The 13,527-nt window shown below is 65.7% G+C and carries 10 protein-coding genes; 5 read left to right on the forward strand and 5 right to left on the reverse strand.

Annotation, left to right across the window (positions count from 1 at the left end; genetic code table 11):
• The first annotated feature begins 28 nt into the window (after nucleotides 1–28).
• Nucleotides 29–2,611 carry a TonB-dependent siderophore receptor gene (locus tag E1H18_RS22130; RefSeq protein WP_172272884.1) on the forward strand — a complete coding sequence of 861 codons (2,583 nt, stop codon included), beginning with the start codon at nucleotides 29–31 and terminating at the stop codon, nucleotides 2,609–2,611.
• Nucleotides 2,612–2,750: 139 nt separating this feature from the next.
• Nucleotides 2,751–4,028: a D-serine ammonia-lyase gene (locus E1H18_RS22135; RefSeq protein WP_172272887.1), complete on the forward strand. Its 1,278-nt coding sequence runs from the start codon at nucleotides 2,751–2,753 to the stop codon at nucleotides 4,026–4,028.
• Nucleotides 4,029–4,041: 13 nt separating this feature from the next.
• On the opposite strand, the gene E1H18_RS22140 is transcribed toward E1H18_RS22135, so the two are convergent.
• From E1H18_RS22140 to E1H18_RS22150, 3 genes are read right to left on the reverse strand one after another with little or no spacing between them, the layout of a single operon-like run.
• On the reverse strand, nucleotides 4,042–4,533 hold the full coding sequence (locus E1H18_RS22140) for an Lrp/AsnC family transcriptional regulator (RefSeq protein ID WP_172272890.1): 492 nt from the start codon (nucleotides 4,531–4,533) through the stop codon (nucleotides 4,042–4,044).
• Nucleotides 4,534–4,556: 23 nt separating this feature from the next.
• On the reverse strand, nucleotides 4,557–5,738 hold the full coding sequence (locus tag E1H18_RS22145; RefSeq protein WP_172272893.1) for a Xaa-Pro peptidase family protein: 1,182 nt from the start codon (nucleotides 5,736–5,738) through the stop codon (nucleotides 4,557–4,559).
• Nucleotides 5,735–7,090 carry a peptide MFS transporter gene (locus E1H18_RS22150; protein ID WP_172272896.1) on the reverse strand — a complete coding sequence of 452 codons (1,356 nt, stop codon included), beginning with the start codon at nucleotides 7,088–7,090 and terminating at the stop codon, nucleotides 5,735–5,737. The genes E1H18_RS22145 and E1H18_RS22150 overlap by 4 nt, the downstream gene beginning before the upstream one ends.
• A gap of 113 nt (nucleotides 7,091–7,203) precedes the next feature.
• Here E1H18_RS22150 and E1H18_RS22155 point away from each other — a divergent pair, with 113 nt between their 5' ends.
• Genes E1H18_RS22155 through E1H18_RS22165 form a run of 3 tightly spaced genes read left to right on the forward strand, consistent with a single transcriptional unit; the run spans nucleotide 7,204 to nucleotide 11,321 of the window.
• Nucleotides 7,204–8,772 (forward strand): NAD-dependent succinate-semialdehyde dehydrogenase, encoded by a 1,569-nt coding sequence (locus E1H18_RS22155; protein ID WP_172272899.1) that lies wholly within the window; start codon nucleotides 7,204–7,206, stop codon nucleotides 8,770–8,772.
• Nucleotides 8,773–8,777: 5 nt separating this feature from the next.
• Complete coding sequence (locus E1H18_RS22160; RefSeq protein ID WP_194248151.1) at nucleotides 8,778–10,181, forward strand: aminotransferase; 1,404 nt, start codon at nucleotides 8,778–8,780, stop codon at nucleotides 10,179–10,181.
• Nucleotides 10,182–10,190: 9 nt separating this feature from the next.
• Nucleotides 10,191–11,321: an alanine racemase gene (locus E1H18_RS22165; protein WP_172272902.1), complete on the forward strand. Its 1,131-nt coding sequence runs from the start codon at nucleotides 10,191–10,193 to the stop codon at nucleotides 11,319–11,321.
• A 47-nt stretch (nucleotides 11,322–11,368) separates the two neighbouring features.
• Here the strand turns inward: E1H18_RS22165 and E1H18_RS22170 are convergent, their stop codons facing one another.
• Nucleotides 11,369–12,325, reverse strand: coding sequence for an ornithine cyclodeaminase family protein (locus tag E1H18_RS22170; RefSeq protein WP_206679119.1), 957 nt, complete (start codon nucleotides 12,323–12,325; stop codon nucleotides 11,369–11,371).
• Complete coding sequence (locus E1H18_RS22175; protein ID WP_172272905.1) at nucleotides 12,322–13,419, reverse strand: DUF2817 domain-containing protein; 1,098 nt, start codon at nucleotides 13,417–13,419, stop codon at nucleotides 12,322–12,324. The genes E1H18_RS22170 and E1H18_RS22175 overlap by 4 nt, the downstream gene beginning before the upstream one ends.
• Nucleotides 13,420–13,527 lie beyond the last annotated feature (108 nt).

Raw genomic sequence — 13,527 nt, forward strand, 5'->3', positions numbered from 1 at the left:
GCTCGAGGAACGATTAATGAGGGGAACGATGAAAAAGTGGCTCGGCGGCGCCAGCGCCGCGGCCCTGTGCCTGGGAGTTTTTCCAGCACAGGCCCAAACCCAAAACGATAGCAGTACGGTCGAAGAGGTCGTCGTCACGGGGTCCAACATCGCCACCGGCGGCAAGCTGGTCACCAACGCGACGCCCGTCGATGTGATCAGCGAGCGGACCGTCAAGGCGACCTCGGGCGAAGCCATCTCGACCTTGCTGAGGTCGCAACCGATCGCGACCGGGGCCTCGCTGGCGCCCACCAACAACGAGTACACCGGCGGGGGTTCGTCGGTGAACCTGCGCGGGCTCGGCGCCGTCTACACGCTTGTTCTGCTCAATGGTCAACGCTTTGGCGGCGAGGACATCCCCGACTTGGACGCCGTGCCGGCCGAGGCTGTGCAGAGCATCGAAATCCTGAAGAACGGCGCGTCGGCCATCTTCGGCTCGGACGCCATCGCCGGGGTCGTGAACATCAAGCTCAAGGAGCGCTTCGAGGGCGTTCAGGCGTTTGCGTCCTACGGCAACACCACCGACGGCGACGCCAGCTACAAGCGCGTGGGGATGCTGTTCGGGACCCATACCGACAAGCTAGACTTCGTCGGTAGTCTGGCGTTCCACGAGCGCAACGGCATGGTCAAGGCCGACCGCGAACTGACCGCCAGCCGCGACTATCGCGCCTTTGGCGGCACGGATCGTCGGAGCACCTCGGTGACGACGCCAAACCGCCTGACGGTCCGCGGCGTCAACTACACGATCGACACCTCGCGCTTCCAGCCCGGCCAGACCGGAACCTCGCCCAGTGACTATGTCCTGCGCACGCAGGCGACCGCGGTCTCGACGAACGAAGAGGGGACCTTCCCGCCCCAGAAGGGTTTCTCCGGCCACTGGTCGGCGAAATACGATCTGCTGGGTGATCGCCTGGTGCTGTTCAGCGACGGCTATTTCAGCACCCGCGACCAGAAGTTCGTCGCCCTGGACTCGCCGATCGTCAACGTCGTGGTGCCCGCCAACAACCCCTACAACCCGTTCGGCGTGTCGGTTGCTGCGGTCTACAAGTTCGGCCCCAACGAATTTGGTCCGATCACCGAATATTTCGACACCACGAACCTGCGCGGGACCGTGGGCCTTAAGGGCAAGGTCGGCGACTTCACCTATGAGGGCGGCTACATCCGCTATCAGAAGACCGTCAAGGAACACTACGTCAACGACATCTCGCTGGCCTTGGCCCAGGCCGCTGCGAACCGGACCGACGCGACGGCCTTCAACCCCTTCGGCTACTACGCCAACAGCGCTGCTCAGCTGGCTGGCCTGAGCCCGACGAGCAACTACGAGCTCAAGAACGAGGTCTCGACCCTCTACGCCAAGATGACGGGTTCGCTGTTCAGTCTGCCGGCCGGTCGGGTGCGGTTCGCCGCCGGCGCCGAGTATCGCGAGATCGATTACACCGCGACCTACGACGCGGGGTGGCGCAACACGGTCTACTGGTGGAACGGCGGCGGGCGCACCGATCAGAAGCGTTCGCGCGATAACAAGACGGTGTTCGGCGAGGTTTACGTGCCGATCATCTCCAACACCTCGTCGAAGGGCCTGAGCTCTCTCGAGGCGACCGGGGCGATCCGCTACGAGAACTACAGCGACTTTGGCGGCGCCACGGTCAAGCAGGCCAGCGTTCGCGCGGGCTTCCTGGAGGAAAGCCTCTATGTCCGCGCCTCGTGGGCGGAGTCGTTCCGCGCGCCGTCGCTGGCTCAACTCTATGCGGCGCAGTCGCGTAACACCGAACCGGGCGGCTTCTTCTACGACCCTGTGCGCGGCGGCAATCTGCCGGTCGACCGCATCGTCGGCGGCAACACCGCCCTGAAGCCGGAGCTGGGCGAGTCGTACAATGTCGGCGTGGTCTATCTCCCGACCTTCGTCGATCGTCTGTCGGTGAGCCTCGACTACTGGAAGGTTCAGATTACCGACCTGATCGCCGCCCCCGATGGCCAGGCCCTGCTCAACGGGACGTCGCCCAGCGGTACGATCACGCGTGATCCTGTGACCCGCTACCCCACCCTGGACCTGCGTCTGTCGAACGGTGGCGATCGCACCGCTCAAGGCGTCGATCTGGGTGTCAGCTACGGGCTACCGGAGACCCCAATCGGTCAGTTCACGCTGAACCTCAACGCCACCTACACCTTCGAGTTCGAGGACAAGGCGGGGGCGATCGTCGTTGACCGTCTGGACAACTACAGCGCCGTCTTCGGCCCCATCCCGAAATGGCGTTGGGTCGGCGGCGCGCTCTGGAGCCACGGCGCGGTCGATGCCGCGGCGTTCGTCCGCTACACCGGCAGCTACAAGGACATCCTGCCCGGCGTGGTCAGCCGACGCGTGGGCGACTATGTCACCGCCGATCTCCAGGCCGGCTACACGTTCGCCGAGGATGCGCCCGGCCTTCTGAACGGCCTGCGGGTGTATGGCGGCGCCGAGAACGTCTTCGACGCCAAGCTGCCCTTCGTCGCTTCGTCCACCGATGGCTGGGACCGCTTCCTGGCGGACTATCGTGGTCGCTACCTCTACTTCGGGGTCTCCAAGACGTTCTAGCATCGAGCCCTCTGTCCCGATCTCGGGGCAGGGGGCAAGCCGGCCACCGGCGCCGTTCTTGGGCGGCGCTGGTGAAGGTTGTTCGGTTTAAGGCTGCTTCTTCGAAACACTTCCCGCGTCAGGCCTGCAAAATGGCCTCATGGGATCTCAAGCCAAGCAGACCAAAGTAGACGATCAAGCAGCGTTGCTCTTTGCTCGCCTGCGGGCCGGAGCGTCGACGGTGTGGCTCAACCCCGCAGTCTCCGCACTGAACGTCACCCAATCCGATCGCGACGAAATTCAGTGCGCGGCCGAACGCTTCGCGCGCTTCGAGCCCTTGTTGCGCAAGCTGTTTCCCGGCCAAGGCTGGGATGGCCGGATCGTCTCCGGCCTGGCGCCCTACGCCGATCCGCCGGCCGATATGGCCGACACCTGGATCAAGTGTGATCATGCTCTGCCGATGACGGGCTCGATCAAGGCCCGCGGCGGCGTCCACGAACTACTCTGCTATGTCGAGAAGATCGCGCGTGACGAGGCGTTGCTGGCGCCTGGCGAGCCGATCGAAGCCCTTCTGGAGCCGCAGGCTCAGGCCGTGCTCAACCTGCATTCGGTCGCCGTCGCCAGCACGGGCAATCTCGGCTTCAGCATCGGCCTTGTCGCTCGGGCTCTGGGTCTGAACGCCGAAATCCACATGTCGATCGACGCCAAGGAATGGAAGAAGGAGCGCCTGCGCGCCCTGGACGCCAAGGTCATCGAGCACGAGTGCCACTACACTGAAACCGTAGCCCGGGCCCGCGTCGCATCGACCGGCGGCCAGCGGGTCCACTTCATCGATGACGAGCAGTCGCGGGACCTCTTCTTCGGCTATGCCGTGGCGGCGCAGGAGGTGGCGGATCAGCTGGCCGAACGCGACCTGACGCCCAGCCTTGAACGGCCGCTGGTCGTCTACCTGCCCTGTGGTGTGGGCGGCGCTCCGGGCGGGGTGCTGTTTGGTCTGAAAGCCCTGTTCGGCGCGGCCGTGGTCGGCGTGTTCGTCGAGCCTACTCAATCGGCCAGCATGTTCGCCGCCCTGGCCTTGGGCGGGAGAGAGACGGTGTCGATCCATGAGATCGGCCTGGACAACGACACGATCGCCGATGGTCTGGCCGTGCCGCGCGTTTCCAGCTTCGTGCTGGAGAAGGTCGGGCAGGCGATCGACGCCGTCGTGGCTGTGCCGGACGCCGACATGCTGATCTGGATGCGTCACGCGCACCACGCCAACGGCTTGCGCCTGGAGCCTTCGGCGGCGGCCGCCTTGGCGGCGATGGAGCCGTTCAAAGCCCAGGGGCTGGGCTCTCCATCGCTGGCCGAGCGACTGCCCCAGGCTGTCCATCTGGTCTGGGCGACGGGCGGCTCTGCGCTGCCCGACGAGGAGTTCTACAAGGCGATCGCAGACTAAAGCCGAAAGCCCGTCAGAGCACCGGCTGTCGCGCTTTCTGGGAGAGGTAACTGGCCGCCATGGGCTCCTCCTTTGTCTTGCGCATGACGATGTAGGACGAGAACTGGCTCATCTTGCCGAACGCCTCCATCAGGCCGTCCATGATCGCCAGATAGTCGGTCATGTCTCGCGCGACGACCTTCAGCATGTAGTCGAACTGACCGGCGACGAACAGGCACTCGACCACCTCAGGCGTGGCGCCGACGATCTGCTCGAAGCGGGTCGCCTCATGCTGCCGATGCGATTCCAGCGTCACGCAGGCGACGACAGTGACGAAAGAACCGATGGCCTTATGGTCGAAGTGGGCGGTGTAACGCTGCAGGACCTTCTGCTGCTCCAACCGCTTGACGCGATTGAAGCAGGCGCTTTCCGAGAGGCCGACATCCAGCGCCAGGCGCGCATTGGTGATCCGCCCGTCCTTCTGAAGGATGTCGAGGATCTTCAGGTCGAAACTGTCAATCTGCATGGCAGGCCCCTTCGGTTGCCGGATCAGTCGATCACGAACAGTCGGCGCTCGAACTTGCAAAGCGTGTCGGAGCCGGTCGCGGTGATCACGAACGGCTCGGTGATGACGATGGACGCCGTCTCCTGCCAGACCGCCGGCATCAGGTGGAAGGTCATGCCTTCCTCCAGCACCGTCCTGTCCTCTGGACGCAAGCTGACGTTCAACTCGCCGATCGTGGGCGGATAGGCGATGCCGATGCCGTAGCCGCAGCGCGCGGCCTTGTGCACGCCGTGGCGGCCGGCGGCCTTCTGCCAGGCGTCTTCGACATCGGCGGCCGTTGCGCCAGGCTTGGCGGCCTCAAGCGCGGCTTCGATCCCGTCAAGGGCGGCCTTCTCGAGGTCGACCAGCGCCTGGGGCGGCTTGCCCAGGAACACGGTGCGGGCCAGCGGCGTGTGATAGCGATGACGAGCAGCCACGAGCTCGAAGTTGGCTTGGCCGCCGCGCTCATAGGGCGCGTCGGTCCAGGACAGGTGGGGGGTGTCGACACGGTCGCCGGTGGGCATGAACGGCGGTGAGGCGGCGTACTGGCCGCCGTACTCCGCCGTGCCGCGCATCAGACTGCGATAGATTTCTGCCGCCACGTCGCATTGGCGCACACCGGGGCGGGTGTGATCGACGGCCGTGCGCATGGCGCTTTCGACGATCTTGGCGCCTTGCCGCATCAGGGCCACCTCGGCCGGCGACTTCTTGGAGCGGATCCAGTTCACCAGCAGACTGGCGTCGACCAGAGTGGCGTTGGGCAGCGACGTTTCCAGAACTTGCTGGGTCTTGGCCGTCAGGTAGTAGCTCTGCAGCTCCGTGCCGATGCGGCCCTTGTCCAGTCCGCGTTCGGCCAGGAAGGCCGCCAGGAACTGGGCGGGGTGGCGCTCTGCCGACTGCACATAGGTGTCGGGATAGGTGTGGATGTCCTCGTCTTGCAGCCACGTCGTCAGGCGCGCGCCCCGGGCGTCCATCTGGCGACCCAGCCAGATGGGGCGGCCGGTGTCGGCGGTGACGATCAGGTACTGCTGGACGTAGAACGACCAGGCCTCATAGCCGCTGACATAATAGAAATTACACGGGTCGCTGAGGATAAGGAGATCCAGCTTCTGTTCCGCCATGGCCAGGCGCACCCGGGCGAGACGGGCTTCGAACTCCGCGGTTTCGAAAGTCGGCGACGGGTTCATGCGGCGGATCCTTCTGGGCTCTGGACGGCGGCGCGCAGGGCCGCCGAGCGGGCTCGGATGATGAACAACAGGGCGGCCGCAACGAGCAGGCCGGTCTGGATGAGGGTGAAGTAGGAAGCTAGGCCCAGGCGGTCGGCGTAGACGCCCAGGAAGCCGGCCAGGTAGTTCCCGATGCCGACAGTCACGTACCAGACGCCGATCAGCAGGCCCGTCAGGCGCGGTGGCGCCAGGCGGCTGATGGTCGAAATCTGCGGCGGCCAGATCAGCACGTCGCCGATCGAGAAGCACAGATAGCCGGCGACGATCCACCAGGCGCTGTGCAGGCCCGTGACGGCGTGAGCGCTCTGCGCCACCGCACCTTGGAAGAACGCGTAGCCGATGGCCAGGGCCACGAGGGCGCCGATCTGCTTCAGATAGGGGTCGATGCGAATGGACCGCGCGGCCAGCCGCGTCAGCAGGATCTCAAAGATCGGAGCCAGGATCACGAAGCCGATGGTGCTGACCGTCAGGAACACCGACGCCGGCAACTCGACGCCGCCGATCGTGCGATCCGTTGTGGACTTTACCATCAGGGTCAGGACGCCGGCCTTCTGGTAGAAGGCTGTGGCATAGACGGCGGTGAAGGCGGTCAGCAGCAGGATGGCGGGCAGGGCAAGCGGAGGGCGGGTCGCCTCGGACGCGGTCTGGGCGCTGGCCGCCGTGGGCTTGAGGCCGATATCGCCTAGCAGGGGCGGCGCCTTCAGCGTGTAGAGAACCAGGCCCGCACCCATGCCCAAGGCCGAAACCAGGAAGCCCCAGCGGAAACCGATCATCTCGCCCAGGGCGCCGGCCAGTAGGGTGCCAGCGACCGAGCCCATCCAGATGCACATCAGGAAGATGGTGTAGCCCGCCGTGCGCGGATACTCGGGCTGGCGGTCATAAATCCGCCCGACCAGGGTCGAGATCGCGGGCTTCAGTAGTCCGGTGCCGACGATGATCGCGCCGAGGCCCAGGAACAGCAGGGCGCTGGCCAGGGTGTCCTGCAGCCCCCAGGTCATGATGAAGAGGGTGAGGTTGCCTAGGAATATGCCGAATCCGCCCAGCAGCACGCCCTTGCGCTCGCCTAGCCAACGATCGGCCAACCAGCCGCCGGCGGCGGGAAGGCAGAAGGCCAGGCCGGCGAAGATTCCGTAGGCTTGCAGAGCCTGATCGCGGCTCCAGCCCAGTCCGCCATCGGCCGATGCGCTGCTCAGGAACAGCACAAGCAGGGCCACCATGCCGTAATAGGAGAAGCGCTCCCAGAACTCGGCGGCGGCCACGAGGTAGACCCCGGCCGGTTGTTTCCACAGGCTCGTTGATGGTGTGCGCGTCATGTTTCCTCGCGGCCTGCAAAGCTAGGCCTAGCGCATGATCCCGCTGCGCGCCCGCAATGTCCGCCGTTCGGTGCGTCCTTCACGAAAGAATCTTCTGCGACGGATTGTGCGGAATGAGCCAGGCCCTGGTTTGGGTTTGCGGGGATCAATCTGAAGGGGTTTCTGAAAAAACGCTCAATCGCAGAAGATCGCTTCGTATGCCGTGCGGCGGCTGGAAGTCTTGCGGCGTGCGCCTGCCTAGCCTTGTGGCGAAAGGCGGGATCATGTTGCCATCTACTCTCCAGCAGGCGTCTCAGAAGGATTATGCGGCGACCTTCGCCGTGCATGATCCTGCGACCGGAAGCCAGATCGGGTTCGCACCGGATCAGACTCTGGCCGACGCGGACGAAGCGGTCGCCAGGGCCGCGGCGGCGTTTCCGGCCTGGAGCGCTCGACTGGCCTCGGAGCGAGCGGCGTACCTGCGTCGCTGGCGCGACGCCCTGGCCGCGCAGGCCGACACTCTCGCCGAACTGATCACCCAGGAGCAGGGCAAGCCGCTGGCCGAGGCGCGCGGCGAAGTCGCCTACGGACTGGGCTTCGTCGAGTGGTTCGCGCAGGAAGCCGTGCGCGTGAACGGGTCAATCATCGCCAGCCATCTGCCAGGGTCACGCCTGATGGCGACGCCGGCGCCGCTGGGCGTGGCGGTGGCGATCACGCCGTGGAATTTCCCCCTCGCGATGATCCTGCGAAAGGCCGCAGCAGCCCTTGCCGCAGGATGCACGGTCGTCGTCAAGCCGTCGCCCGAAACGCCCCTGACCGCGTTAGCCATTGCCGAGGCGGCGCAGGAGGCTGAGTTTCCCGACGGCGTTTACGCCACGCTGACCGGCGCCTCGCCGGTGCTGGGCGAGCGCCTCGTCGCTCACCCCCTGGTGCGGGCGGTGAGTTTCACCGGATCGACGGTGGTTGGGCGCCGCATTCTGCGCGACGCTGCCCCGACCGTGAAGCGGGTGCTGCTGGAGCTGGGCGGGCACGCGCCCTTCATTGTCTTCGAAGACGCCGACATGGACGCGGCCGTCGCCGACTGCGTCGGCGCCAAGTTCGTGACGTCCGGCCAGGACTGCCTGGCGGCCAATCGCATCTTCGTCCACCGAAGCGTGCACGATGCGTTCGTCGACAAGCTGGTGACGGCGACCGCCGCGCTCAAGGTCGGACCGGGAACCGACCCCACCGTCGATCTTGGGCCGATGATCCATGCCGGCCAGGCGCAGGTCTGCGCCGACCAGGTCGAGGACGCCGTCGCCAAGGGCGCGGTCGTCCGGTTCCAGGGCTATTGCCCCGAAGGCGAGGCCTATTTCGCGCCCGTCATCCTGGATGGCGTGCGTGAAGACATGCGGATCTTCCACGAAGAAACCTTCGGCCCCGTCGCGCCGGTCATCATCTTCGACGACGAGGACGAGGTGATCCGGCGGGCCAACGACAGCGTCTATGGCCTGGCGGCCTACATCCAGACCGCCGATCTGGCCCGCGCCCTGCGAGTCCAGCAGCAGCTCGACTACGGCATGGTCGCAGTCAACACCGATCGCATGACCGGACCGCCGGTGCCCTTCGGCGGCCGGCGTCAGTCAGGCCTTGGCCGGGAAGGCGCCCAGCAGGGCCTGCTGGACTTCACCGACATCAAATATCTCTGCCTCCATCAAAGGTGAACGCCTTGACCTTCGACTCCGAAATCGCCCCGCTTCGCAACCAGAGCCTCGAGCAACTGGACCGCGCCTCGCTCATCCATCCCTTCACCAATCTGCGAGCTTACGCGGCTGGCGACGCCGGCGATCCGCGCATCGTCACGGGCGGCAAGGGCGCCTGGATCCGCGATCAGAACGGACGCGAGATCCTGGACGCCTTCGCCGGGCTCTATTGCGTCAATGTCGGCTATGGGCGCACCGAGATCGCCGACGCGATCGCCGAGCAGGCCCATAAGCTGGCCTACTATCACGCCTATGCCGGCTCCTCGAACGAGCCAGCGATCCGCCTGGCCGACAAGATGCTGTCGATGGCGCCAGCCGGCATGCAGCGGGTGTATTTCGGCCTGTCGGGATCGGACGCCAACGAGACCCAGGTCAAGCTGGTCTGGTACTACAACAACGTCCTGGGGCGACCCGAGAAGAAGAAGATCATCTCGCGTCGGCGCGGCTATCATGGCGGTACGATCATTTCGGGCGCGCTCACCGGCCTGAACGTCTATCACGCGGGCTTCGACCTGCCGTACGGCCCCATCCGCCACACCACCGCGCCTCACCACTATTGGGAAGCCGAAGCGGGCATGAGCGAACAAGAGTTTTCGGTGCGATGCGCCGAGGACCTTGAGCGCATGATCCTGGAGGAAGGCCCCGACACTGTGGCCGCTTTCATCGGCGAGCCGGTGCTGGGCACTGGCGGCATCGTCCCGCCGCCGGCCGGCTACTGGGAAGCGATCCAGGCGGTGCTGCACAAATACGACATCCTGCTGATCGCCGACGAAGTGGTCACCGGCTTTGGCCGGATCGGCGCCAATTTCGGATCGGACGTCTATGGCATCCGGCCCGACCTGATCACCGTCGCCAAGGGCCTGACCAGCGCCTACCTGCCGCTGTCGGCGGTCATCGTCGGCGAGCGGGTGTGGGAAGTTCTGCAGAAGGGTCAGGATCACTATGGTCCGTTCTCGCACGGCTACACCTACTCGGCGCATCCAGTTTGCGCCGCGGCCGGCCTGGCCAACCTCGAGCTGATCGAGCGCGAAGACATCATGGGCAATGTGCAGTCGGTGGGACCTTACCTGCTGGAGTCGTTGCGCGCCGCCTTCGCCCATCATCCTAAGGTGGGTGAAGTGCGCGGCGTGGGCATGCTGGCGGCCATCGAGTTCGTCGATGACAAGGACCGCAAGGTCCGGTTCGATCCGGCCGAAAAGATTGGCGCGCGCGTCTCGGCGGCCTGCGCCGAGCGGGGCCTGTTGGCTCGCGGCATGCCCGGCGGCGATATCCTCGGTTTCGCCCCGCCGCTGGTGCTGACGCGCGACGACGTCGATACGATCGTCGCGCGCGTGGGCGGCGCCCTGGCCACCGTGTTTCCGAACGCCTAGGTCTGGACGATGAGCGAAAGCCTGACGCAACTGGATACGCCGTGCCTGATCCTGGATCAGGCGCGGCTGGACCGAAACCTGGCCCGCATGCGGCAGCAACTCGCGACCTGGCCGCAGGTGGTGTTTCGTCCGCATATGAAGACCGCCAAGTGTGTCGAAGTCGCGCGGCGGGCTTTGCCGGCTGGCGGCCCGATCATCGTATCGACCCTGCACGAGGCCGAGTACTTCTTCGATCACGGCTTCGACGACATTCTGTATGGCGTTGGTCTGGCTATCGACAAGCTGCCGCGCATCGCCCGCCTGGCGGCGCGATCGGCTCGGCTGACCGTGATCCTCGACAATGTCGTCACCGCCCAGGCCCTAGGCGACTTCGTCCGTGAAAGCTGCTTGTCGATCAGGGCGCTGATCGAGATCGACACCGACGGTCATCGTAGCGGAGTCACGCCAGAGGCCGAGGCGCTGCTGGCGATCGGTCAGGTACTGCAAGCAGCGGGCATCCTGCATGGCGTCCTCACTCATGCGGGCGAGAGCTACAACGCTCGCAGTGAGCCCGAGCTGCACGCCTTCGCCGAGCTCGAGCGGTCGGGCGCCGTCCGCGCCGCCGAGCGGCTGCGCGAGGCGGGCCTGTCCGCCCCTGTGGTCAGCGTCGGCTCGACGCCGACCGCCTTGTTCGCCCAGGACCTTGCCGGCGTCACCGAGGTGCGGGCTGGCGTGTTCATGTTCCAGGACCTGGTGATGGCCGGGGTCGGCGTCTGCACGCCCGACGACCTGGCGTTGTCGGTGCTGACGACGGTGATCGGTCATCAGGCGGAAAAGGGCTGGGTGATCACCGACGCCGGCTGGATGGCGCTGTCGCGCGATCGCGGCACTGAACGCCAGCCGGTCGATCAAGGCTATGGCCTGGTCTGTGACATCGGGGGACGGCGGATCGGCGAGCTGATCGTGATCTCGGCCAACCAGGAACATGGGGTCATCGCCGACCGTCTCGGCGCGCCGATCAGTCCGGACGACTTTCCGGTCGGCACGCGCCTGCGCATCCTGCCCAATCACGCCTGCGCCACTGGCGCCCAGCACGCCAGCTATGTCGTGCTGGAAGATGGCGTGGTCATCGATCGATGGGCCCGCGAGCGGGGCTGGTGACAAAGCCGCCTCGCGCCGTCCCAACGGCGGCGCGAGGCGGGCTTTTCCTAGATCTCGAAGGTCTGGATCAGCTTGGCGTCGATCGCCTTGCGCATCGCCAACTGCGCCATGGCCAGGTCCTGTAGACCCAGGCCGGTGCCGTCGAACAGGGTGATGTCCTGATCCGACACCCGTCCTGGCGCTTGGCCCAGAATGACGTCCCCCAAGGTGGTCAGCCCGCTCTCATGATCCGGAGCGCGCTGGCATTCGCCCAGCGTCCGCGCCTGGACGATCGAGTCCGCGAACAAGCTCGCCATCGCCAGAAGTTCGGCTGGCGTTTCGCCCTTGCCGGCGGTGTCGGCGCCCATGCAGGCAAAGTGGGTTCCGGGCTTGACCGCGCTGACATCGAACAACGGCGTGGTGGCGCCAGTGATCGTGACGACGACATCGCTGGCCTTGACCAGGCCGTTGCTGGACGTGGCGACTTCCGCGCCGTTACCGATCGCAGCAGCCAGTTGAGCGGCGGCTTCGGGCGTGCGGTTCCACACCAGCACGCGGTCGAAGCGGCGAACAGCCAGAGCGGCCTTTGCGTGCCACAGGGCCTGTCCGCCAGCGCCGATGACGCCCAGAACCTTTGCGTCGCTGCGTGCCAGCACGTCGATCGACAAAGCCGCCGAGGCTGCGGTGCGCAAGGCGGTGATCACGTTGCCGCCGACCAGGGCGACAGGCTCGCCCGTCCGTGGGTTGGTCAGCACGACGGTCGATTGATGGCGCGCCATGCCAAGCTCGGTGTTGCCGGGCCAGTAGCCGCCGATCTTCAGGCCCAGCAGGTCATCGGCGCGATTGACGCCGGATTTGACGCCATAGACGCTGTTGGCGATGCCGGGGCGCTCGCGCACGACCGGGAAGTTGTCGGCGTCGCCCGCCGCCATCTGGGAGAACAGGCTGCGCATGCAGTCCAGGGCGTCCGCCGCGGTCAGCAGCTTTTCACAGGTCTTGTCGGAGACGAGCGTTACGTGGCTCAAGACATCACTTCCTTCATTCCGTTCAAGGCCTGGCGGGCTATCTGGCGGGTGCGAAACAGCACCATCTCCTTCCACTCCTGAAACTCGGGGTAGAACTGTCGCCGCATGGCCAGGCGCGCGGCGCGGCCGATCTCGCTGTCGGGCTCGCCGTCGCCATAGGCGTGGTGCCAGTGATCCAGGCGGTAGGCCGCGCGACTGGCTTCTTGGTCGAAGGTGCCGAACTCCAGGCAGATATAGACGTACCGCCCATCGCCCCTCAGGCGCTCCCAGAACAGCTGAAGCGAGCCATTGATCGGCACGGAGAACGAGGTGCCAAGCGCAGGGAAGGTGAGGGAAGGGCCGAACATGCCGACCGCGAGCGCGTGGCTCGCGGTGTCGGGTTCGTTCTCGGATTGAGCTTCGCCGTATCCAAAGGGACCAAGGCCGGTATGGATGTCGATCACGGTGACGAAGCGGCGGTCGGCCAAGCCGAAGTCGCGGGCGATGGCTTCGAGTGTCCGGCTAGCCGCCGCGGGACCAAAACCACCGAAGAACATGCCCCTGGGATCGACATATTGGCCGCTCTTGCGCGCGACTTGGAAGGCCAACTCCCCGACCTTGGCGCGGTAGGCGGCCAAGGCCTCTTCAGCACTCGCCAAGGCCTCTGGCGCCAAGGTCTTGGGAAGGAGGTGAGCAGCTATGGCCTCGTAGCCGGGATTGGCCGGTATGCCCTTGTCAAAGTCGACGAAGTTCCGGTTGAGGTCGCAGCCTTCCTCGGTCACCCGACGATCCCAGGCGAAGCCATAGGGGTTCACCGCGTGTACGAGCAGCAGGGCTTGGTCCTTGTCTAGGTCGCATGCCAACATGAGGTCCAACTGCGCGCCAGAGCCGCAGTAACCCTCGACTCCATGCACGCCGGATAGCACCACGAGGACGTCCTGGGCGTCTTTCGGACCAATCCACGCCACGTCGGTCGACAGCGCTTCGCCGGCCGGGCCGACAGCATTGCTGGGATAGCTTCGGCTGCCTGACTGGGCGGCGAGGCGAAAGTCGGCCCGCGCGGTTGCGTAGCTGTCGGGGAAGCAAGCCGCTGCCGCTTGAATGATGTCCGTCATGATGTCGCTGCGTCTGCCAAGGCGTCGCCTATCATAGGCAGACATAGGGGTATGGCGTCGCCCGTGATGTCTTCACAGCGAAAGGACCCGCCGCAACGACGCAGGTCT

This window comes from Caulobacter sp. RHG1 (assembly GCF_013181195.1).
Lineage (GTDB): Bacteria > Pseudomonadota > Alphaproteobacteria > Caulobacterales > Caulobacteraceae > Caulobacter.